Genomic DNA, 23,322 nt, shown 5'->3' with positions numbered 1-23,322 from the left:
GTGGCTGGTCAGCAAACCAGTCGCGGGAGGGTTTCGCTTGGTGGGCTGGCGAGTTTTCTGGGTTCCGGGTGCATGCTCAGCTCAGGGTGTGCGACCGCGGCTGTTAGCCGGCTGGGTTAATCTCGCGAATCGCGAAGAATCGGTTGGGGTTCGGCCGGGTGACCCTATCTTTTTGTCACCGGAGCGGTGAGTCGACGCGCGGCTGTCCGCGTATGCCCAGACGAGAGTCTTTCGCGGTTACACCGCTGAGACACGGCGCAACCATGTGACCGACCTGCGCTTATTTTTGACCTTTCTGTGGGCAAAGAAGGTGGGTTGGTGGGAAGCGACCCGTGATGATGTCGAGGACTATGAGCATTGGCGTCGGTTCGCCGAGCACAATCCTCGCCGTATCGGCGGGGCGAAGTGGGATCGTGAATTGTCAGCGTTGGCAAGCTTTTACGCTTGGGCTTCCGAACACCGGCATGTTCCGCGTAGTCCCGTAGCGATGAAGCGTGTGATCGCTCGTGATGGCGCGGCGGTCACGGTGCCCGCGGCACGGGCGAAGGATGTGCGCCGCAGTAATGTGCACTGGCTTACGCCTCGCAGCTGGCGGCGGTGGATTGATGTCGGGCTACGCGGCTATACCTGCGACGGTGTGCTTGACCGCGGTTGGGGTGGACGTTTAGAGGACCGCAACGTCGCTTATGTGCGGCTGATGGTGACATCGGGTCTTCGACGAGCCGAGGGTGGTTCCCTTCTGACAGTTGAAGTCCCGGCCCGTCGCGGGGATACGAGCCGCTACTGTCGAGGACGGATCGCCGCCGAGGTCACCAGGGCGAAGAAACCGAGAACGTTCTACGCTGCCGCTGATGCTGTCGCTGAGGTGGAGACTTACTGCGATTCCTCCCGCGCGCTCGCGGTCCGCGGCGCGCAGCAGGCGCGGCGCTATGAACGCCTGGTGGAGCGGCGTGTTGTCACTGAGATAACCCGCGGTCTTAGCCCGCTGGTGGTATGGCGGTGCCCGGATGGCTCCATCGTGCGACGTGAATTGAACAGCCTGACCGTCAATGAGCGAATTACCCTGTTTGTTGAAGGCGAACATGGGCTTGAGCCGTTGTGGCTGTGGCTGAATGAGCAGGGACTGCCGTTTCAGGTGCATTCGTGGGACGGTGTTTTCACCGCGGCTAATCGCCGATGCGATACGGTCCTGACTCCGCGGCAGCGGCTCGGGTTGGATCCGCACAAGGTGTATGCGCCTTATGCCACACCGCATTCCGCACGGCACAGCTTTGCCCTCTACATGCTGGTCGTGCTGAATTCTTTGATGGATCAACGGTATGGGCTGACACCTGAGGATCGTCGGGACTTCCGCCATCTCTACGGCGATCCGTGGTTCATGGTGCAAAATCTCCTCGGTCACGCTTCCCGGGAAACCACCGTTGAGCGTTACCTCGCACCGGTAGCTGATCTGCAACTGCGCTCGATGCTGGCAGATGCTGTCGATCCGGTGCCAGCGCCCATGCCTGAGCTGGATGCCGTATTCGCGCGTATTGCCCGGGAATCGGAAGGCATTCAAGACGTTGATGACTTCGGTTGGGCAGGCGGCGGCACATGACTGTGCGTGGCCGGCCCGCAGTGCTTCCGCCTTCCGATCACCGTCGACCCAAGGCGCTGGCACCGCAGGGCTTGGTTGTTTTCCACTGCAACGCTGCGGGCCGGGTCAAGGAATATGACTTCGCCACGTTGCCGGTTGACGAAGCTTTGCAGCGATCGTTAGCGGCGTTGTTCGCCCGCCGCTGCGTGCCACAAACCTGGACCACGCATAGGACCTCGCGCGGCATGTGGCGACAAATCGTGCGGTTCGCCGAATTCCTCGTCGAGCAACCAGAGCACGTGCGCGATCTCGATGATCTCAGCGCCGCCATGGTCAGACGGTGGCGCAATAGCGTGGTCATGCTCAACGACAAACGCCCCTTCACTGAGGTCGCGCTGCTGTTGCAAGAGGATCCGCGACTGCAGTGCGGGCCGGTGGCCGACGAACTTGTGCGCCGCTTCAGGCGAGCGCAAAGCGCCACACAGTCATACAGCCACGACGAGTTTCAGCTCATCAAGGTCGCGGCCCGACGGACCTTCCGCGCCGCGTTAGCGCGCATCGAACATAATGCTCGGCACTTGCACCGTTGGCAGCAAGGGGAATTCGTCGGAGACAGCCCGGATTGGCTGGTCGGGCACGCGTTGAGCGTTCTCGCCGATACCGGGTCCATGCCCGAGTACACGATGAAGAACGCCAGAACCAAAGAGGGAGCGCATCTGCTCAAAAAGCGATATCACGGACCGCTGGGTGGCACCAGGGCAGAGGTGACGTGGCAGCGGCTGTTTTTGTCCAGGATGGAGGCGGCAGCGCTGGGGGTGCTGATGATGGCCGAATACGGGTGGAACTTGTCGGTCATCGACGGGCTGGCGGTGCCTAAGGCATCACCTGATGCTGGCCACGATGGTCGGCCGACGTATCGGGTGGCTTTGGAAAAGCCGCGACGCGGCGCTGGGCGGTATCACGAATCCAGGAACTTCACCGATGACGGTGCCGCCTCGGCCGGGCGGTTGATCACGCAGGCCTTGCGGGCGACCCGTTTTGCTCGCGCGTTGGTCGAACAGATGGCTCCGGGAACTGACCGGCTCATCGTGTGGCGCACCGGCAACCGCGGTCATGTGTGGGTGCGCGGGGACCGTCATCCTCCTGTCGGGGATTTCCGTTTCGGGGTGTCGTCTTTTGACGCATCACTGTGGGCGCAAGCTCAAGGGTTGACCGGTTCGCCATTTCGTCGCGGTCGCAGAACGGTTGTCGCCCTGGGCCGCCGTGAGCCCACGCAACACTCTGAGCAGACCTTCGATCGTAGTTATGCCTTGGTGGACAAGCGTGTTCAGGCCGAAGCCGTCGAGGTGATAGCCGCGGGTGCTGAGGATGCGTTGGGTCGTGCTCAAAAGGGGGTTCTGGTCGCCGAATTGCGCGACCGGCCGGCAGCGGGCGATGTTGAGACAGCGACAGCCGATTGCGCCGACCCTGCGTCAAGCCCGTTCGCAACCTCACCCGAAGACGGCTGCACAGCTTCGTTTTTGATGTGTCTGGCCTGCCCCAACGCGCACGTCCATCCCGGACACCACGCGCGACTGGCGCATTTGCATCAGGCTTTAACGAATCTGCGCTCGGTCCTTCCCTCCAAGACGTGGCGTCGCGATTGGGCCGAACACCATGGCCGCCTTGAAGACCTCAAAACACGTCTTGGCGATCCGCTCTGGGAGCAAGCGCTGTCACAACTGACCGATACTGACCGCGGTCTGGTCGATCATCTGCTGGTGGGAGTGCTCGACACATGAGCACTGCGGCGCAAGATGATCCGTACTTGTTGCTGATGCCTGGGCCGCGTAGCCCGGTGGTGGCACCAGATCTGGTCAAACCTATTCACGCCCACCTCAACCCGTACTACGGGGATCCTGTGTGGTCGCTTGCTGCTCTGACAGAAAACCCTTCGGCGGTACGGCCCAAGATCCACTGGAGAAACTGCCCCGCAGCGTTCGAGAACGAACTGCGCCTTGCTGTCTGGTGTCTTATCAATGGCGAGCTGCGCCCCACTTTTGTCCGCAGCCGCGGTACCAGGATGCGAACGCGCCCGGCGGTCTCGACGCTCATTACCATAGTGCGTCACTGGCTAGAACTGGCCCAATGGCTCGACAGTCGCGGCGTCCGGGGGCTGGCCGATTGCGACACCACCACCCTTGATGGCTACGGTCGGTATCTGCTGGCGACCAAGGCCGAAGTCCGCTCCAGCGCGCTTCGGCGCCTGGTCGCACTGACTCGATTGTGGGCGCTCGACCAAATCAGCCCCGCCCCAACCGGTCTTGGGCAACCTCCGTGGGAAACCACCGGAGTCGACGACTATCTGCCAAGGCCAATCCCGTTGGGTAATGAGAATGCCGCTGCGCCGTTAGCTGAGGAAACGCTCGGGCCGCTCCTTGTCTGGGCCATGCGCGTGGTCAACGACCTAGGCGACGACATCCTTCGCGCGCACGCCGAGCATGCGCGTCTGCTCAATGCGATACCCGACAGTGCGCGTCCCGAGGGCCGACGGGCATTGTGCGCCTACCTTGATGCCCTTCTTGAGTCCGGTGATCCGTTGCCCGTTCATATCGAAGGGGACCGGGTCACGTTCGTGGCCGCCTACATTTGCGGTCGCGTCGGCGCTGCGAAGTCGCAGATGAAGGAATATCCGCGCCGCGACCAACTGCTGGCGGCCGCGACGCAACGCCTGTCGGGCTGTCCGCTTGGCATCCCGATCACCGGCCGCATCGACGGAAAGCCCTGGCGCGACGACATCGACTACGTGGAAGCGTGGCCCTTGTGGCGCCATCTCGGTACGGCGGCATTCATCGTGTGTGCCTATCTCACCGGGATGCGCCCCAGCGAAGTACTTGGTCTGACAACGGGTTGTTGCCCTGACCCCGAGCCTGACGCCGCGGGCACAGTCGGGCGACACTTGATCCGCGGCCGCGAATACAAAAGCGCGGTCGACGAACACGGCAACCATCTCTCCGCCGGGACGGACCGCGACGCGCCGTGGGTGGCAATCACCCCCGTCGTCAACGCCATTCGCGTTCTGGAGAAAATGGTTCCCGACGGGGGGCTTCTGTTCGACTCATCGGCCCACGATAGATACAACCAACCCACCGCGACGGGTTCAATGGTCCATAGGTCGATGCGTTCCAGGATCGATGAATTCGTTGACTGGGCCAACACTCAAGCCGCACGACACAACCTGGCCAGCGAGACAATCCCGCCCGACCCGCACGGCAGAATCGGGCTCAAACGCTTCCGCCGATCCCTCGCCTGGCACATCGCCCGGCGACCAAATGGACACGTCGCACTGGCCATCCAATACGGGCATATGCGTTCGGCCGTCGTCTCCGGACGCTACGCCTCGCGCGGCCGCGACGGTATCCACGACCTGCTCGACATCGAAACCGTACGCGCCGTAGCCGACACCGTCGCCGAACTTCGAGACCACCTCAACGACGGCGGTGGAGTCTCGGGCCCAGCGGCCCGCGACGCCATCAAAATCGCGGCACACGCACCCACATTCAGCGGGACAACGATCACCGCGAAAACCGCTCGCCGGCTCGTCGCCAACCCTGACCTGATGATCTACGACAACCCGCAAGCGTTACTGCTGTGCCGCTACAAGCCAGACCGGGCCCTATGCCAACGCGACGGCATCAAAGATGCCCCCAAGCTGGAAGCTTGCGATCCCCGCTGCGGCAACGTCATACGCACCGATCGGCACGCCGCCCAGCTACGCACCCGCGCCGACCAGCTCGAACAACAGGCCACCCACACCCCCCAACCGATCGGTGAACGGCTGCGCGCCAACGCCGCAAAACTCCGCCACTACGCCGACACCCACGACAACACGCGCGTCACCTCGAGCGGGGAAGACAAACACCACCTGACCGAGGAGCCCATGTGACCGCTGCACTCGACGAACGCGACCGCATCCGCGCCGCCATGGACCGCATCTTCGCCGGCACACCCCAGCGTTCCAACGGTGCACTGACGATCGTTGCCCTCGCACAAGAAGCCGACGTACCCCGCAACGCCCTAACCCAACGCCACACCGACCTGAAAAACCAGTTCTACCAACAGGTACGGGGAAAGGGCGGACCATCAGAACTGGAGACAAGACTTCGTAACACCATTGCAAAGCTTCGCAAGACCATCGTCAACAAGAACGGCGAGCTTAAACAACTCCGAACAGATGTCCCCGCCCTCGTACGCGTCGTCAACCAGCTCACCCTGGAAAACGATCTACTACGCAGCCAGTTAGCCCAATCCGGACGCACAGTCATTGCGTTTCCCAAGGTGCACCCGCCCATGTGAAGGCCCCCCAAAGGTTATGCCGCGTTACCTGGAACGGTTTGTGCCGGACGAGGATTTCCGGGCCGAGGGCCGCGACGGGGGTCTGTCTGTCGGGCGGCGGTGCGCGGCGAGGAAATCATCGACGATGCGTTCACAGTCGTGACGATCGATTGCGCGCAGCCCGGTGAGTCGAGCGAACGCCACCGGGCCGACGAGCTGGCACAGAATCAGTTCTAGATCGAAGTCGTCGAGATCGGCCCGGGCTTCAGGGCCTTCCAGAAGGCTGTTGAACGGCCGGCGATAATGGTCGATGATCCGCGTCCGCAGCGCGTTGCGATCGTAGGTCTCCTCTGTGCCGTCCGGTGTTGGCCCGAGCGCGACCCAGGCCAGCGTGGTGACATGCAGCGGCGCCTCTTGAAAGAGGGTCGCCTGTCGGCTCAGCAGCTCGATCAGCTGGTCGCGTAATGTTCCCGTGGCAGGTGGTGGGGTGACCTGCGGTAGCAACCGTTCAAATGTTGCGGCCAGCAGCTGAGTAGAGCTGCTGAAGTGCCGATACAGCGTGGTGCGTGCGACCTTGGAGGCTTTGGTGACCGCGTCTATGGTGACGGCTTCGATGCCACCGGCATTGAGGAGTTTCGTGGCCGCATCCAGCAACCGGGTCCGTGACCGAAGGCGGCGGGGATCGACGTCGTCGTCGACATCGACATCGACATCGATCGGGATTTCAGCGTCACGCTCCACGTAGTCACCGTAAACCCCCCACGGACCTGGCCTACAGCGAATCGCATCGGGGAAGTCGTTCAATCCGACGAACGGTACTAGTAGTATCGTAGCGATACTACTAGTACACTTCGGCGGTGTAGGCCAAGCACCGAAGGAGGATTGGTGATCAGGCAACCGGTCGAGCGGTTCGGGACCCGGGGGAGTCGACGGCGCTGCCCCCAATCGGCCGGCCGCGTGGCGATCGAAAAATCCAGCTTCTGCCTCCGCGCGGCGACCTCACGGACGAAAGACGTCAAATCCTGATGAATGTGCCGATTTCGCTGACTAAAACCCACCTCTGGAGACGTGCGGTTCGGGATATCCGGCTGGCCAGTCGCGGTATTGCCAAGCGGCTGCACCCAGCGCCGCCGGTCCACCAGGGCCGCGTTCGTCCACGTCACTATCCCCCTCGCTCTTGCTCGTACCTGGACGACGATCTGATGAGTCGGGAAATGTACGATCATGTTCGCGATGAGCCGATCAGGCTCAGTTCCCGGCTGGCATTTCGCCTACGGCGTTCGTGAGATTGTCAGCAGCCAGAGATGACCCATGGCCAACGTCAAATAATCTGCATACCAATGGATTACGCAATGACGTACCCGATACGGAACCGGCAACAGGACATCGAGGTCGAGCGCAAGGGCCGACGCGGCGTCGCGGCGTGGGCGGGCTGGCGGTAGCAATTTCGCCGACACCATGAAAGGGTACCGATAGTACTGTTGCGATACCATTGGTTTCTTTCCAGTAGTGGAGACGGGGGATGGTAGATACCGGGTGGGTTTCGTCGGGCGTGGCGACGTTGAGTCGGCCGGTCCGGGAAAGACTCCGTAAGGTCACCGCTGGTGAGGGCGTTTACAGCGATCGATTAGCCCGCGTGGCGCGGTTTAGTATCCGGCACAAGGTGCTGGTCATCGGTGCGTGGGTGGTGGCTGCCGGCGTCCTGGCCGCGGTGTTTCCGCAATTGGAAACAGTCGTAAAGCAGCAGTCGGTGAACCTCATTCCCTCTGATGCGCCGTCGCTCCAGACCGTTGAGCGGATGGGGATCGCATTCGGCGAGCAGGGGTCCAAGACGACCGTCTTTGTCGCGGTGGAGGAACCGACGGGCCTGAGTGCGCCGGTGCGTCAGCGTTACAACGCGATGGTTTCGCGGTTACGTGCCGATTCCAAGCATGTGCGACTGGTTCAGGATCTGTTGGCCGACCCGGTTACTGCCGGTCAGGCGGTGAGCCAGGACGGCAAGGCATGGTATCTGCCGGTCGGGATAGCGGGCACGCTCGGCGATCCCCGAGCGGCCGAATCCGTCCAAGCGGTGCGCGCTATCGCCGCCAATTCGTTTAGCGGTACCTCCACGACCGTCCGCGTAACCGGCCCTCCCGCGACGTTCAGCGATCAAATTGACTCGGCTGAGCAGGATTTGATTGTCGTCTCCGTCGTGACCGCGGGGCTGATCGCGCTGATTTTGCTGGTCATCTACAGGTCATTGTTTACCGCGTTGCTGCCACTGTTGGTTATCGGCGTCAGTCTGGGGGTAGGGCGTGGAGTGCTCTCGGGGCTGGGCGAAGCGGGAATGCCGGTATCGCAATTCACCATCGCGTTCATGACGGCGATTCTGTTGGGTGCCGGCACCGATTATTCGGTGTTTTTGATCAGCCGGTACCACGAGCAACGCCGCCAGGAGGTCTCGGCCGACCTCGCGGTGATCAATGCAACCGCCACCATCGGACGCGTGATCCTGGCCTCCGCGGCCACTGTGGCGTTTGCATTTTTAGCCATGGTGTTTGCAAAACTGAGCGTTTTTGGCGCGCTGGGCCCAGCGTGCGCGATCGCCGTCTTCGTCGGAGTCGCGGCCACCGTGACGTTGTTCCCACCGGTTTTGGCGCTGGCCGCTCAACACGGCATCGGCGAGCCCAAAGCCGACCGCACACGCCGCTACTGGAATTGGATCGCGGTGGCCGTAGTCCGCCGGCCCGGCCCATTGCTGGCCGCCAGCCTGGCTCTCGTGTTAGGGCTAGCGGCTGTGGCGCTGACCATGCGCATGAGCTACGACGACCGCCAAGGCCAGCCGCCCTCGACCGCCAGCAACGAGGGTTATCACCTGCTGGACAGACACTTTCGCAAAGATATTGTCATCACGCAGTTCATGGTCGTCGAATCACCGACCGATATGCGCACCGGTAAGGGCCTGGCCGACCTTGACGAAATGGCGTCTCGCGTGTCGCAATTGCCGGGTGTCACCAAAGTTTCCGGCGTCACCCGGCCCACCGGTGCGCGACTGGACCAGGCGCAGCTTTCTTGGCAGAACGGCCAGATCGGGACCAAGATGGCCGATGCCGTCGCCAAAGGAGACGCCCACAAGACCGATCTCACCAAACTCACCGGTGGCGCCGACCAACTCGCGGGCGGCTTGGCGCAACTTGACACTACCCTTCGCGCGGCGTTGACTCCGCTGACCGGGATCCTCAGCCAAGCCCAGTCCAGTGGGGCACAATTTCAGCGCTTTCGCCCGCTGCTGCAGCAGCTTTCGGCTACCACACCGACCATCGACCAAGCTATCCGAAGCGGGCCCGGCTTACGCCAAGAAGCTCAACAAGCCCAGAATGCGATCGCCACCATCGACCCGTTGGTTAATGCGCTCAATACATCCCCTTGGTGTGCCACCACACCCGAGTGTGCCCAGATCCGCGACCAGGTACGGATTCTAGTGACCTTGCGCGATGGCGGCTTTTTCAACCAGCTCGCCAACCTCGGCGACATGTACCAGCCGGGCGGCGATACGGCGGGGGGCACTATGGCAGACCTGCAGAACACGGTCACCTCGCTGAACAACGCGTTCGGAGCGCTCGGCGACCCCGCCGACATGGCCGGCAACATCCGCCGCCTCCAAAACGGCATCAGCCAGCTCGCGTCGGGCGCACAAGCCCTAGCTACTGGTGTGCACACCCTCGCCGACAGCAACATCGAAATGTTGTCCGGCATGGGTCAGATCGCCACGCAGCTACAGAATTCCGCGCGGTCTAGCGCCGGTTCGGACAACTCTAGCGGCTTTTACCTGCCCGCTAACGCCTTCGAGAATCGCCAGTTCTCCGATGTGGCGAAGCACTTTCTGTCTGCTGACGGCAAGACCGCGCGCTTTGCCATCGAATCCAGTTACAACCCCTACAGCAGCGAAGCGATGAATCTCGCGCAGAAGATCACCCGCGTTGCTGATGCCGCACGCCCTAACACCTCGCTGGCCAACGCACGGATTTCGATGGCCGGCTTCCCCGCCGTCAATTCCGATATCCAGCGCTTGCTGTCGGCCGACTTTCACCTACTGGCTTTCGCCACGCTCGTCATCGTCGGTTTGATCCTCGTCGTTCTGCTACGCGCCTTGGTGGCCCCGCTCTATCTGCTCGGTACAGTGGTACTCAACTACGGGGCCGCACTGGGCATCGGCACACTCGTCTTCCAATACGGCCTAGGCAAGGAAATCGCATGGCCCGTACCGCTTTTAGCGTTCATCATCTTGGTCGCGGTGGGCGCCGATTACAACATGCTGCTAATCTCGCGGTTACGCGAGGAATCTGCTCACAACGTTCGCGTCGGCGTGCTGCGCACGGTCGCGAACACCGGCTCAGTCATCACTTCGGCCGGGCTTATCTTCGCGGCCAGCATGTTCGGCCTTATGGTCGGTTCGGTCGCGATCATGATCCAAGCCGGACTCATCATCGGCTGCGGCCTACTCTTGGACACCTTCGTGGTCCGCACTCTCACGGTTCCCGCGATCGCCACATTGCTCGGTGAGGTCAGCTGGTGGCCTCAACGGAAGTCCTTGGCCCCACGCGGTAGAGCACGCTGACGATGACCTGTCACCCAAGGGACTGCATAGCGTGACCGGCGTGGACTTCGTCCGGTTCGACGAGCGAATCGCCGAGCAGATGCTCGGTGCGGCGGCGACTGCGGGTGGGCTGTCGACCTACCTGAACTTGCGCCATACCCAGCTAACCGCGGGACGATTAGTTGCCGAAATGGATGCCCGCGAGGACCTGCTTACACCGTTTGGGAATCTCCACGGCGGTTGTCTGTCCGCCATGGTTGACCACTGCCTCGGGGTGGTGTTCTATCCGGTCATGCCTGCAGGATGTTGGGTCGCCACAACAGAATTCAAGGTGAATTTGGTTCGACCTGTCTCGGGCGGAGTGTGCGTCGCCGTCGCTAACATCATTTCGTTGGGCAAGCGCAGCGGTGTAGCACGTATCGATATCACCAACAGCGGGATGCTTGTGTGCGCCGCTCAAGGCACCATTACCGTCATGCCGCCGAAAGAAACCAGGCAATGACTAAGGCCGTACATGCCTCTCATTAGGGGGCGTTCCGCCCGAGGGAAACGAACTACATGACCATTACTCAGGAGCGCATCCGCACGCGCGACGGCATCACCCTCGTGGCGGATTGTTACACGCACGCCACGACTGGTCCTGTGGTGTTGCTCCTCCATGGCGGCGGCCAAAACCGCCACGCCTGGGCCACCAGCGCGCGTCGCCTCCACGCCCATGGCTACACCGTCATCGCGTACGACACCCGCGGCCATGGCGACAGCGACTGGGACCCAAGCGGACAGTACGACGTCGAAAAGTTCGTATCCGATCTGCTCTCGGTACGAGACCACGTCAGCCCCGACGGTCCCCCCGCCGTCGTTGGCGCGTCGCTGGGCGGGCTGATCATCCTCGCTACCCACCAGCTGGCCTCACCCGACCTCTGGGCAGCCGTTGTCCTGGTCGACATCACCCCGCGAATGGAATTTGATGGGGCCCATCGCATCGTGTCATTTATGGCCGCACACCCCGACGGATTCCGCACGCTCGGTGATGCCGCCGATGTCATCGCCGAATACAACCCACGCCGCGCGCGACCCGAAAATCTCGATGGCCTGCACAAAGTTCTGCGCCAACGGAGCGACGGCCGATGGATCTGGCGCTGGGACCCCGCCTTCATCAGCTCCAACTTCGATGTCCTGCAAGGCAATCTCATGACCGGAAGCGAGGCATTCGACACCATCAGCGGATTTCTCGCCGAAGGAGCACGTCGAATCACGGCCCCAACGCTGCTCGTGCGCGGCGCACTTTCAGACGTCGTCTCCCAGGACACCGTCAACGAATTCCTCCAGCTCGTCCCGCACGCCGAAGCGACGGACGTCACCGGGACCGGTCATATGGTTGCCGGCGACAACAACGACGCGTTCACCGGCGCTGTCACCGACTTCCTCGACCGCACAATGGGGATGGCATGAGGATCCAAGCGTTGGACGCGACCCGCACTGCTATTGATCCTCGTTGAATTCGACGAATCCGGCCGCCATTACGACTAAGAGCCCTAGATGGTTCCCTACGTCCTGCATGTAGCGAATTACGTATTATCCGAGTCGTCCTCTTCGGCAGAAAGGTCGTGCCGAACCGCTCGGACTCGGCCCCGAGGCAGACACGCCATGTAGCCGTGCCGTTTGCCATAGAGTTCCCACGCGGTCGCTGCCGCGTCTGGGGGGACATCGATGCGGTGTCCACCGGAGAACCCGAGATGGAGCGACCCGTCATCATCGAACCAGGCCCGCGTGCATACCGCTCCGGCCAGGTCCAACAACGTCCGCTCTTCAGGCGAAAGGTGGGCAGGGTCGATCAACACCTCTTCCTCGGGCCAGGCTCCTACTGCAGGAAGCGTCAACCGCATCGGCCGGGAGATTACGAGCTCGCTGTAATCGTCGAGGTCGAGTACCAGGCCTTCTTTCAGTGAGACTCGCTGGACAGTGCACTGCTCGATCCATTGTGTGTGCATAGCCGCTCCCTTCGACACGTCAGCGGAGCCACACTTATAATACTGATCGTATCGCAGCGATACGATCGGTATCGCTATAGGTTGCCAGCACCCTCCCATGCATCCAGAACACGCCGTGTAGCTCTGTTGATGCACTTGCGTGTCTGCTCCGCTGTCGCCCGGCCGCCGACGAAGGCCATCAGGTTGGCCAGCCAGATATCAGCGATGAGGCTGGCAATCTGTCGCTCGTAGATTCCTTCCGTGCCGCCACTGAGTGCCCGTGCCAGCATGCTTTCGATCAGGTCGGCGGCATGTTGCGCCCCCAGAGCTTCATCGGTGTCAGCAATAATGAATGCGCGCATCACGGCCTCGGTGAGCTTCGCATTTTGCTGCCATTCGTCGTGAAGTCGGCGAGTCAAGGATTCCACTCGCCGAATCGGGGATGCCGCACACGTGCTCCAGTCGCGTTCTTGATCCAGCCGCACAAATTCACGGGCGAGTAGCGTCACCAACAGGTGGGTCTTCGACGTGAAATGGTCACACACCGACCCGACCGTGACGCCGGCCTGCTTGGCGACCGATTTGAAGTGGACCGCCTTGAAGCCGCCCAACGTTGCGACCACCTGGGTGGCATCGAGGATTGCTGCGTTGCTCGCGGTGTGCCTCCCAGGGCGTGACATCGCGGCCTCTGACTCAGCCAACAAGACACACACACCTCTCCTCGAGGATGGACCTAGCAACCTGAGGCTTGCGACGTGCCATTTTCCAGTGGAACGCCGGCAACCGGGACAGCGCCGTGAACGGCAGGCGCGAGCGCACTGTCTGGCGAGGGATTTAGCGGGCGCCTGGGGCCGCGGCTGCTCGCGAATATTCGTGGGGCAGCCGCTATTTCCCATGCAATCCGCGTCACCTGCCACGGTCCCCGACATCGCGACACCAGCAATAGATCCCCTAGTACTGTTGGTTTCGCTACGCTACTGTTCGTACAGTAACTCAGGAAGCAGCCTGGAATGTCGGATTGACGAAGGCGATGTCATGCCCTCCGCAAATACTGGCTCGTTAAGGGACCGGCGCCGCGCCGAGCTGTTCTCGCAGATCCAGGGCACCGCACACCAACTTTTTGCCGAACGTGGATTTGCTGCCGTGACCACCGAGGACATCGCTGCCGCTGCGGGGATATCCATCAGTACTTACTTCCGCTACGCGCCTACGAAGGAAGATTTGCTAATCGCGCCGTTGCGGCAAACGGTCGCCGAAATCGTTGCGGCCTACGGCGCTCAGCCATCGGACCAATCGGCAGCCGACGCGCTGATCGCGTTGTTTGCCGAAACCGCCTGGGACAAAACCAATCCGAACCCGCACTACTGGCAACAAGCCATGCTGACCGCCCCCCACCTACTGAGCGAACCGGCGCTGATCAGCGACAACGATGACCGCAAGTTCATCGAGCTCGTCGCTACAAGGATGGGCATCGATGCGGGATCCGACATCCGTCCCTCGCTGCTGGTCCACACGGGGTTGGCCACCGCACAATTCATACTTCGGCGCTGGCTGAGCGCAGACATTAAGACACATCCACCGCTGCACGTTCAGTTGGAACAGGCCTTGAGAATTACGCTGGCAGGATTCGACTAGGGCAGACTACTTTGAACCCCGGGGCATACGGTTGGCCAGGCAGACGGAATCTGATCCCGTCACAATCTTTGCCTGGGGCCCCACGGACACCGCTCGCCACGACCGCCCGCAGGGCGGCAACCAACTAGCCCAGCGACCCAACACGCTCACCCGATTAAACGAACCCAGCAAAGCCATAATCGCGATTAAAGAGCGCGACGTATCGCTAGTGTGAACGCTATGCCGAGCGCAATCGATGACACCCTTACCACCTGCGCCAACACGCACAATGAATAGGGAACTGCCCCCGGCGCGCGACTTCCTGGTCTCAGGCGGGTTCGGTGGCGCGGCAGCACTAGTCGCCGTACTCATCTTGGCCCTGATCGCGGTGGTGGCGCTGCGCCAGGCTGCCAAAAGGTTCCGCCTGCTATCCGAACAGCGGGAACGCCACCACCAGGAGCTTCGGGACGACGAACGGCACGCGGCGGCGATCAAGGAATGCCGTGAGCGCCTGGCGTGGGTCGTGGACAAAGGCAGCATGGAGCCGGCCGCGGCCGCGGATGCCACCGTGGGATTCGGGCCAGAGCTGGCGCTGACGGTTCTACAAGGCCTGCTCAGTGAGGCACGCCAGCTCGAAGACGCCACCTTGGCGGCCGCCGCAGCGGTGCAGCTCAAGCAATTCTCGCGGGTGCTGGCTCAACAAGGCAGCGCACTGCTGGCAACCGCCGACGCCGCGGCACCCGCGGCCGCCACTGGCGCTGACGAACCATCCAGCCCTGAGCCGGATCACCCACCGCTTGAGGTTGCCGCAGATGAAACGCCCAGCGCTTCACGCCAGCAGGCCAGCACGGGCGGCAGAAGGCGGCGCCGATGACCACGTTGCAGCAACACATCGAGGACCTCGATATCGAGGAGTGGGCCGCGTTGACCAAACGCGCTGCCATGGCCGCGGTGGCCGCCGCTGAACAGCTCGGGATACCCGCGTCCGAAGAGCTCGCCAGGGTCGCGGCGATGAGTGAACGTGAGCTCGTCGACCACCGCAACCGCTTCGGCTCGAGCCCCAAGCGCCTGTCCCCGCTGATGCGGCTCGTCCAAGCAGACCAGCTACGCGTCTCGGCCGAGCGTCAGGCCCGCCAAGCCGAGCAGGACAAGCAGGATGCTGATGCGGCCGCGCAGATGGCCCGAGATGAAGCTGCGCAGTCCGCCCGTGTGGCTCAGGACGCCCGGGAACGCGTGCGCGCAATCCAAGCTGAGGCCGCACGCAAGGACGCAGAGCGCGCCGATCAACGGCTGGGCGAACAGCAGGCCTTGCAGCAGTTGCGCGGCGAACTCGAACAAGCACACGCCGACCACGCCAGCGAATTAGCCGCAGCACACGAACGGACCCGCGCCGCAGAAGCACGCGCACAACAACGCGCTACCGAACGCGCCACCGAACGCGCGAGCACCCAACAAGCCCTCGAGGAGCTCCGCGGCCAACTCGAGCAGGCACACGCCGACCACGCCAGCGAACTGGCCGCAGCACACGAACGGACCCGCGCCGCAGAAGCACGCGCACAACAACGCGCCACCGAACGCGCCACCGAACGCGCAAGCACCCAACAAGCCCTCGAGGAGCTCCGCGGCCAACTCGAACGTGCCCAGGCCGACCACGCCACGGAGTTGGCCGCAGCACGCGGTCAGGCCGAGGGGCAGGTAGCGGCGGCCCGCCAAGCCGCTGATGAGCGGATCGCGCAGGCGCTCGCGGACGCCGAGGCTGCGACAGCTCAGGCGCAGGCAGACGTTGAGCGCATCGGCGCGGAGGCGGAGTCGCGGGTGGCCGCGGCGCATGAGCATGCCGAGCGGCAGGTCGCGGCGGCCCGCCAAGCCGCCGACGAACGAGTCGCGCGGGCACGAGCGGACGCCCAGGCGGCTGTTCTCGCGGAACCGGGACAGCTGGGGCTTGCCTTGAGCGTCCCTATTCCGACAGCGGAGCTGCGGGCGCACACAGGGCCGATCGAAGAGGCGTTGGCCGCGGTCCGCGAGATCGACTATCTGCTCGAAGCCGGTGTGGCCGACCAGCAAGCGCGTCAACCGTGGGACATTGAGCGAGTGCGCGTCTTGGTGCACACAGTCGCGCAGCAAGCCTGGGATTTGGCTCAGCAGTTGCGCGGTCTGCCGGCGCGGTACAGCGCTGCACCGCAGGTGCAGGCCGCCGACAGCTACGCCAGCGCTGCAGCCAGTGTCTATAGCGCGTTCCTGCAGCGCATTGCTGCCGCTAACGAGCGCCTGGCCAGCCGCGGTGACAGCCGTGATTCCGATGTCGTGGACGTGGTCGCTGCCATGTTGGACGACCACCCGTGGCGAACCGCCGGCTAACAGGTCGTAGCGGGAGCCGCCTTCAGCAACGAGCTGCCCACGTGGGCGAGCAGTCGCCGGCGCCGCATAACACGCAGGTGGGGCGGCCACCTTGTATCGGTGACCGCCCCACCTGTCTGTGTTGGAGCTAGTTGCGCCGGGTCAGACCCACTTGGCGGCTTCGTTCTGGTCGTAGTTCATCATGTTCATCGTGTTCTGCTCGTGGATCTCGACCAGGTTGTTGTGGCGCTGAGCGAGCTCCTCTTGCGCCTGGTTCCACTGGCTCAGCCACTGGTTGGCGGTCTGACCGGTGTCGCCTTGCCAGTTGGCGGCCAAGGCGGCCTGCTCGGTGCCGATGGTGGAACCGATCGAGCGCAGAGATGCGTTGTGGGTCCGCATCTCGCCGACGTGCGCGAGCATCGCCGGGTACTGGTAAGTGATTTGGCTCATGAGATGTACCTTTCGCTTCGTCTAGTGGATGTGTAGCCGGGGTTACCCCCGGGCTGCTACATGACGTATTCGCCGGCCGCGTTGGAGTCGGCGGTGGTGTAGGTGGTCGCGCCTTCGTGCACGTTCTGCTCGGCGATGGCCAGCAGCGCGTTGACCTTGTTGGCGCTTTCGACGAAGCGGGCGTGAGCCGCTTGGAAGGCCATCGCCGAGTCGCCCTTGTGGAAGGCCTGGGCGGCCTGGGCGGATTGCTCAGCGGCGGCCAGGGTGCTCTTGTAGATGGCCACGTTCTGACCGAAGCTGTTTCCGGCAGAGACCATGGCTGGAACGTTGGTGTCAAGCAGTCCCATTGTCGGTGTCCTTTCTTGGCGTACCGATGTTGATTTTTCGGTGGTAGTTGGGCTTGTCGTGAGTTGATGCGATCCGCAGTGCGTGGGTGAAGGCGTCCTAGCGGGTCATTGCGTACGCCTCCTTTTCGCTGTCGGCGTCCTCGTCGACAGCGTCGTCGGCGTAGGTGTTGACCCGTTGACCGCGGGCTCGGGTGTTGTGGACGCCGCCGCCCATCATGCCGCCGCCAGCACCACTGCCGCTGGAGCCGGCGGCGCCGGGGAGTCCGGTGGCAACAGGGGTGATGGCACGCGCGCCATTGGCCAGCGACGAGGTGGTGCTTGGCGCCGCACCCCAGGTGGAGGGCATCAACGGTCTGCTGGGCCCGCTGCCGAATGCACCGCCGGCCAGGCTGGTCATCCCGGCAGGGTTGAACCCTGCGAGGGCACCCGTGCCGGCGAAGCCGACCGGCACCGACTGCTGTCCCAGGGAGCTGCCCCCTCCGCTGAATTGGCCCAGCAAGCTGCTCAATTGCTGGGGTGCCTGCAACAGTTGTTGGGGGGCTTGGGTCAGCAGTTGTCCGGGGCCTTGGGTGAGCCCCTGGGCGGCTTGCGGGCCGATGGATGCGGCTTGCTGCAGGAAGCTGCCGGCCATGTTTTGGGTCAGCCCCTGCTCGGCGGTGCCGTCTTGGTTGCCGACCCCTTGTGCTTGATTTTGCGCCGGTGGCAGTTTGTCCGTGACCGATGCCGGGCTGCTCGCGGCTTTGCCGGCGAGCAGCTTGTCACTGGCAATATCGGAGCCGGTTGCCGCGCCGCCACCGGTGGTGCCACACCCGGCGGTATGGAATCCCGCTGTGACGGCGGTCGCCAAACCGGCTTCCCCGGTACCGACGCTCAAGGTGACCGGAGACATCGGGGTGGGGGGTATGGAGGTTGCGGCGGCGCTCGAGGCGCCATCCCAGGTGCTCATCACATCGGCGGCCAGCTGCCACATGCGCTGATAGTCGGCCTCATTGAGTCCGATCGGAATGGTGTTGACGCCCATGAAGTTGGTGCCGATCAGCACGCCGTGAACGAAGTGGTTTTCGAACAATTCCCCTAGGGTCGGCATCGCGCCGACAGCGCCCTCGTAGGCTGCTGCGATCTCGCCGTGGGATGCGGCCGTGAACGCCGCCTTGGCTGCGACGTCGGCCAGCCACAACAGCATCGGCTGGTGAGCGGCGACGAACTGGGTGGCTGCCTCGCCTTGATACTGGGATTCGACCGCCGCGATGATCCCTTCGAGTTCGGCCAGGGCCGCCATGTATTCCGCACTCAGATGCGTCCACGACGTTCCCGCGGCGGTGATTCCCGCCGCGGTCGCGCCGGCGTTGAGCAACGCCGAATGGACTTCGGGCGGCGCCGCCACCCAAATCTGGGCTAGGACCGTATCGAAGGACATGGGTGCACGCTTCGCAGATAACCGAAGTTAGACGCTGATGCCGGCGTTAGCCGCGTAGGCGCCGGCCTGGATGCCGTCGACGAGGGTGTAGCCGATACCGGATTCGCCGACGCCTTCTGAAGAGGCAGCTAGCTGGGTGTTGCCCATGCCAGCCATCGCCTGGTGCGACACGCCCTCAGCGACTAGGGATGCAGCGGTTTTCACCGACACCGCGTCTGCGCCAGGCGGCAGAATGGCCCCGGTGGCCACAGCATGGGCGGCGTTGGTGCCCAAAAGACGAGCGGTCAGTGCAGCCACCTGAGCTGAAGCGGCTGCCAGCGCTTCGGGTGTGACATCAACAAGCATGGAACAACATCCCCTCTGGTTTCACTATGTGCGATTGTTCCTGTAGTAATTGTCGCTGCCCCGCCTCAGTGCGGCCACCGACAATTCGCCTCCCCGTGGCGGTCCGGTTGAGAGCACGGTACCGCCAACACATGACAACTGCCTGTTATTGCATCAGGTGCAACTAACACGCTAACACCTCTATCGTGCACATTTAACATTCCGGTTACATTCGGTCGGGCATCGCCAACTGCGCATATCCCTCGTTTTGACCGCCGCTGGCCAGGACATAGCCGCGGCCTGGATCGAGGTCCTGGAATTTCATTCCACCGACCTTGTCGTTGACCGCTGTAGAACCCAGCATGATGCGGACGGCGTTTTGGTTGGCCAATTGACCCGGCACTGAATTGGGCGACATTTCCGCAGCAGCGGCTCCTTGGGCCCGGTGGGTCATGATCACCCGCAACCCCACCTCGTTGGCAGAGGCGAAATGGCGCAGCATCGGCTGCCAGGTCTGCACCATCCGACCTGATCCACTGGCCGGGACACCGCCGGCGGGGACGTGGTCATAAATCTGCTGCTGGGCGGGAATGGCGTCGAGGTCGTCGACGAAGAGGTAGATCAGCGCCCCTTGCAATTTCCAGGCCCGCTTTTCTTCCCAGGGCAGATCCTTCGGCGGTGTCCTGCCGTCGAGGACGTGCGCCATCTGCTCGAGGCGTTGGGCCATGGAGGCGAAGTCGGTCTCGTAGTAGTCCTCGCCCTCGATGAGCCGGGCGGTCTCTGCGCTGAGCCCAAGCCCCCTGTCGAAGACGCACACAATCGCTTGCTCGGGGCCCGAGCGGCGGGCGACCACGCTGCGTAGCAGGTGGGTGAGGAACGTCGTCTTGCCCTTCTCGTCGTCGCCGTAGACGCCCACGAGGGGGCTTCGGGTGAAGCCGTGCACCAAGGGCTGCAGGTCTCGGCCACGCAGGCCCAGGGCGAACTGCTCTCCGTCGAGCCGATCTTGACCGAGGCCGCTAACGGTGACCACTGCGGGCAGCAGTTGCGGGCACGGCACCGCGGGGTGGCCTGCGTAGTGCTGGGACACGGTGGCCACGGTTTCGCGCACCTTCTCGTCCAGGTTGTCCATGCTGGGCTGGCCGTCGAGGCGACCCACCGCGAAGCGGATGACATCACCGACACCGTTGATGCCGCGACCCAGATCGTGCTTGGGGATGCGGTCTTGCGGTCGGATCATCTCGTCGGTCTTCTGCGGCTTGATTTGGGAGTCCGACGCTTGGGAGAGTTTCAGCTCGAAGCGGGTGTTGATGTGGTTTTGCACCTCGTTGCCGAACTTCAACCAGCTAGCCGCCGAGATCAGCACATGCAGGCCTCGCCCGGCGGTGGCCAACCGTTCCACGCTCTTGAGGTGCGGGTTCTTCGGATTCAGCAGCGTGGTGTTGTCGTCGAGGAAGTTGTCCCAGCCGTCGACCACCAAGAACAGGTCGGTGGGGTAGCCGTCGTCGAGTCCTGGCTCATCGCCTTGGCTTCGGCGCCGCCGGAACTCACCGAGCGAGCCGATGTTGTACTGGTCGAAGATCCGCCGCCGGCGCGCGATGACGGCCTCGAGGTCGCCGAAGATCCGCAAGTTCAGTTCATTGCGCTCGTTGCCGCCGATCGCGCCGATATGGGGCAGGCCGTTGAGCGTCCCCACCGCGGGCCCGCCGTAGCTCATCACGTAGAACCCCACGTCGCGCGGGGAGTGGCGGGCGGCTGCGGACAAGATGAAGGTCTGCACCGCCATCGATGCTTCCTCTTTGCGCATTCCCAGGATCGACACGTTGCCGTCATCGACGCTGTAACTGAGCAGGCTGTGGGTCAGCTGGCGAGGCCGATCGATTTTGCCCAGCGGCCAGCACGGGGCCGCTGACGGTGCGGCCGCGTCGGCAGCAGCGGCCTCGGTCAGCACGGCGTCCAGCGGGATCGGCTCATCTAGCGGCGGTGACCACAGCTGCGGTGAGGGCTTACCGTAGGCGGCGGCCAGCTGCGGCCCGACGGTCAACACCAGCGACCGCGGCGGCCCCTCGATCACCGATTCGCCGGCGATTTCCTCTTCGATCACGGTGTCGGGGTCAGGCTCGACCCGACCGGCGGTGAACACCCGCGCGCGGGGCTTGGCGTTGATCACCTTGCGGCTGATGGTGGTCGGCGGCTCGTAGCGGGCAGGGAGCATGAAGCCGCGGTATTTCATCGGCTCGGCACCAGGCGCGCGCACGAAATAGCCTGTCCCTTTGACGTTTTTGCCGTCGGGAATGTGGTAGGCGTCGCCGTTGCCGATCACTTGCCGCGAGATGGATTCGCTGGCGACCTTCAACCCGATGCGGTAGTTGGTGTTCTTGTCGATGTCCTTGATGTGGCCCTGGTCGAGGGTCTGGCTGGCAAACAGAAAGAAGATCCCTTGCGAGCGGCCTTTGCGGCACACGGTGTCGAACACCTTGGCCATCTCCGGATGCTCCCTGAGCAGCAGTGAGAACTCGTCAATGATCACGAACAAGAACGGAATCGGTGGGAGGTCTTTGCCGGCGGCGGTGGCCCGCGCCTCGTTGTATTCTCGCAGCGACTCAAACGCCGCGCCTCTGATTCGGCGACCGGCGTGAGCAAACGCGACACCGCGCTGGTCGAGCAGTCCCAGGCAGGTCTCACCGAACCGCTCGACGTGGGATCTCTTTTCCTCGAGGTTGGTGATGACAGCAACCGCGTGCGGGTAACCGGCGAAGCCGTCGAAGCCGGCACCGTCTTTGAAGTCGACGAGGATGGCCTGCACGACGTCGGGGGAGTGGTGCGCAAAAAGGGTGAACACCAACGTTTTCAGCGACGTGGACTTGCCTGAACCGGTCATGCCGATCATCAGCCCGTGCGGCCCGTTGCCGCCGTCGGCTTCGTCTTTGAGGTCAAGCATCTGCGGTGCTCCGCTGGGCTGCAATCCCAGCGGAACCCGCAACATCGGTGACAGATCCACTGGCTCTCCGGTGCCCACGGGCAGCATCCGTGGTGCCCACAGCGACTCGACGTCCAGCTTGGCGGCGTTGGTGATCCCCAGCAACGCCAGCAGATTCTGCGCGGCTGCCGATTCGGCATTTTGCCGGCTGGTCGGCGCCGCGTCCCACTTCGACATTTGCCGAGCCACGTGCCGGGAGACGTGCGCGTCGAGCACGTCTGGCTCGGCGCAAAAGGTCTGCCAGCGAAAGTTCTGCCACGTGTCCATTTGCACCGCGGCGGCGCCGTCGTGGGCGTCACGGCCTACCCGCAGCAGCAGCTCGCGCGAGTGGGGCGCGTAATCGCGGTCTGGGCCGGCGGTCGCGCGATAGACGATCACCGTGACGCCGTCGCGTGCGGCGATGCGCCGCACGACCTCGTGCGGGGCGCCGGGGTCATCGACGACGACCACGACGTGTTTGTGCGATTTGCTCACCGCCGCCGAGTCTGTGTTTCCTTTGTCGTCGACGACCTTGTCGCGATCTTTGATCAGCGGGCTCAGCATGGTCTCGACGTCACGCAACGAGATGCCGAGCAACCGTGCTGGTCCGGCGCCGTCGATGTCGTGGCTTTCGGTGTGCGGCAACCACTTCGCCCAGTTCCATTGCGACTCCAGCCGCGGCGAGGCCACCGCCAAAGCGATGTCGTTGGGGGTGTGCCAGCACACCAGTTGCGCGATCCAGGCCCGCAGGATCGCCCCGAAAACAACCTGGTCACCGTAGACGGTGATCATGCCGAAGCCGGCCAGGTCAATCGCCTTGGGGCAGTGGGGAATCGATTGCTGCACGGCCCGTAGATGCTGCAGCGCCGTGTAGGTGACCGGTTCCAGATCGAGTTCGGACTCAACGGGTTTGACCTTGATTTTGCTCTGCAGGCGCACCTCGTCACGTCCGACGCGCACGTGCAGATAGTCTGGGTCTGTAGCGCCGCGTTCCCACATTCGAGGTGATCCAATCACCGCTTCTAGCACCTCGGGGTCTGGGTGTGACCACTCCGCGCTAGCTTTCTGTGTGGCCGCGACCTCCCGGATTTCTTCACCTTTGCCCGACAGCCAGCGCAAGTACTCCGCGCGTTCGGAATTGACTTCGGGCGTCGACATTTCGCTGGTGCCGCCCTGGGCCTGCATGGACTGAAACAGCGCGATCACCATCATGGCGACAAAGAACAGGTACATCGGCTGCATCTGCCGGTACCCAGTCATGAACATGAAGATCACCATGACGACCATCGACGCGCCGAAAACCCAGGGCAGCGCCTTCTTGAGGGCGCCGACTTCCACGGTGCGTGGCAGCTCCGGCGGGGGGTTGAGGGTGAAATCCTTGGCCTTGTGCTGGGGGCCGGCCACGCGGCGCCGATGGGGGAATCGTTCTCGCATCAGG

The 23,322-nt window shown here is 63.3% G+C and carries 18 protein-coding genes; 10 read left to right on the top strand and 8 right to left on the bottom strand.

Going from position 1 to position 23,322, the window contains the following annotated elements:
* The first annotated feature begins 202 nt into the window (after nucleotides 1-202).
* The 4 genes from BN973_RS27980 (at nucleotide 203) to BN973_RS27965 (ending at nucleotide 5,911) form a co-directional block, all read left to right on the top strand.
* Nucleotides 203-1,597 carry a site-specific integrase gene (locus BN973_RS27980; protein ID WP_081285079.1) on the top strand — a complete coding sequence of 465 codons (1,395 nt, stop codon included), beginning with the start codon at nucleotides 203-205 and terminating at the stop codon, nucleotides 1,595-1,597.
* A 71-nt stretch (nucleotides 1,598-1,668) separates the two neighbouring features.
* The gene (locus tag BN973_RS27975; RefSeq protein WP_081285078.1) at nucleotides 1,669-3,357 is read left to right on the top strand and encodes a hypothetical protein; all 1,689 of its coding nucleotides are present in this window, start codon (nucleotides 1,669-1,671) and stop codon (nucleotides 3,355-3,357) included.
* Nucleotides 3,358-3,677: 320 nt separating this feature from the next.
* Nucleotides 3,678-5,501, top strand: coding sequence for a hypothetical protein (locus BN973_RS31865; protein ID WP_051641679.1), 1,824 nt, complete (start codon nucleotides 3,678-3,680; stop codon nucleotides 5,499-5,501).
* Nucleotides 5,498-5,911 carry a hypothetical protein gene (locus BN973_RS27965; protein ID WP_036473482.1) on the top strand — a complete coding sequence of 138 codons (414 nt, stop codon included), beginning with the start codon at nucleotides 5,498-5,500 and terminating at the stop codon, nucleotides 5,909-5,911. Before BN973_RS31865 ends, BN973_RS27965 begins: the two co-directional genes overlap by 4 nt.
* 24 nt (nucleotides 5,912-5,935) lie before the next feature.
* Here BN973_RS27965 and BN973_RS27960 read toward each other — a convergent pair whose 3' ends face one another.
* Entirely contained in the window at nucleotides 5,936-6,631 is a 696-nt protein-coding gene (locus tag BN973_RS27960; RefSeq protein ID WP_036473479.1) for a TetR/AcrR family transcriptional regulator, read from the bottom strand.
* 781 nt (nucleotides 6,632-7,412) lie between these two features.
* On the opposite strand from BN973_RS27960, the gene BN973_RS27955 reads away from it, so the two are divergent.
* From BN973_RS27955 to BN973_RS27945, 3 genes are all read left to right on the top strand, one after another.
* A complete protein-coding gene (locus BN973_RS27955; protein WP_081285076.1) occupies nucleotides 7,413-10,490 on the top strand; it encodes an MMPL/RND family transporter in 3,078 nt (1,025 codons plus the stop codon).
* Nucleotides 10,491-10,569: 79 nt separating this feature from the next.
* Nucleotides 10,570-10,971, top strand: a complete 402-nt coding sequence (locus BN973_RS27950; RefSeq protein ID WP_100882369.1) for a PaaI family thioesterase — start codon at nucleotides 10,570-10,572, stop codon at nucleotides 10,969-10,971.
* A 56-nt stretch (nucleotides 10,972-11,027) separates the two neighbouring features.
* Entirely contained in the window at nucleotides 11,028-11,921 is an 894-nt protein-coding gene (locus BN973_RS27945; protein ID WP_023870467.1) for an alpha/beta fold hydrolase, read from the top strand.
* Nucleotides 11,922-12,037: 116 nt separating this feature from the next.
* Here the strand turns inward: BN973_RS27945 and BN973_RS27940 are convergent, their stop codons facing one another.
* On the bottom strand, nucleotides 12,038-12,460 hold the full coding sequence (locus tag BN973_RS27940; RefSeq protein ID WP_036473472.1) for a DUF6188 family protein: 423 nt from the start codon (nucleotides 12,458-12,460) through the stop codon (nucleotides 12,038-12,040).
* A 74-nt stretch (nucleotides 12,461-12,534) separates the two neighbouring features.
* Entirely contained in the window at nucleotides 12,535-13,140 is a 606-nt protein-coding gene (locus tag BN973_RS27935) for a TetR family transcriptional regulator (RefSeq protein ID WP_225337321.1), read from the bottom strand.
* A 334-nt stretch (nucleotides 13,141-13,474) separates the two neighbouring features.
* On the opposite strand from BN973_RS27935, the gene BN973_RS27930 reads away from it, so the two are divergent.
* From BN973_RS27930 to BN973_RS27920, 3 genes are all read left to right on the top strand, one after another.
* Nucleotides 13,475-14,074 (top strand): TetR family transcriptional regulator, encoded by a 600-nt coding sequence (locus BN973_RS27930; RefSeq protein ID WP_023870462.1) that lies wholly within the window; start codon nucleotides 13,475-13,477, stop codon nucleotides 14,072-14,074.
* Between the two features lie 268 nt (nucleotides 14,075-14,342).
* On the top strand, nucleotides 14,343-14,927 hold the full coding sequence (locus tag BN973_RS27925; RefSeq protein ID WP_036473470.1) for a hypothetical protein: 585 nt from the start codon (nucleotides 14,343-14,345) through the stop codon (nucleotides 14,925-14,927).
* A complete protein-coding gene (locus BN973_RS27920; protein ID WP_036473468.1) occupies nucleotides 14,924-16,411 on the top strand; it encodes a coiled-coil domain-containing protein in 1,488 nt (495 codons plus the stop codon). Before BN973_RS27925 ends, BN973_RS27920 begins: the two co-directional genes overlap by 4 nt.
* A 141-nt stretch (nucleotides 16,412-16,552) precedes the next feature.
* On the opposite strand, the gene BN973_RS27915 is transcribed toward BN973_RS27920, so the two are convergent.
* The 5 genes from BN973_RS27915 to eccCa form a co-directional block, all read right to left on the bottom strand.
* Entirely contained in the window at nucleotides 16,553-16,840 is a 288-nt protein-coding gene (locus tag BN973_RS27915) for a WXG100 family type VII secretion target (protein ID WP_036473467.1), read from the bottom strand.
* A 56-nt stretch (nucleotides 16,841-16,896) separates the two neighbouring features.
* Entirely contained in the window at nucleotides 16,897-17,187 is a 291-nt protein-coding gene (locus BN973_RS27910; protein ID WP_036473466.1) for a WXG100 family type VII secretion target, read from the bottom strand.
* Nucleotides 17,188-17,284: 97 nt separating this feature from the next.
* Nucleotides 17,285-18,604, bottom strand: a complete 1,320-nt coding sequence (locus tag BN973_RS27905) for a PPE family protein (protein WP_036473464.1) — start codon at nucleotides 18,602-18,604, stop codon at nucleotides 17,285-17,287.
* Between the two features lie 27 nt (nucleotides 18,605-18,631).
* Complete coding sequence (locus BN973_RS27900) at nucleotides 18,632-18,949, bottom strand: PE family protein (RefSeq protein WP_036473460.1); 318 nt, start codon at nucleotides 18,947-18,949, stop codon at nucleotides 18,632-18,634.
* 205 nt (nucleotides 18,950-19,154) lie between these two features.
* Nucleotides 19,155-23,318 (bottom strand): type VII secretion protein EccCa, encoded by a 4,164-nt coding sequence (eccCa, locus tag BN973_RS27895; protein WP_051641677.1) that lies wholly within the window; start codon nucleotides 23,316-23,318, stop codon nucleotides 19,155-19,157.
* Nucleotides 23,319-23,322: the final 4 nt, after the last annotated feature.

Source organism: Mycobacterium triplex (assembly GCF_000689255.1).
Taxonomy (GTDB): domain Bacteria; phylum Actinomycetota; class Actinomycetes; order Mycobacteriales; family Mycobacteriaceae; genus Mycobacterium; species Mycobacterium triplex.
This window is presented reverse-complemented; position numbering and strand designations above follow the sequence as displayed.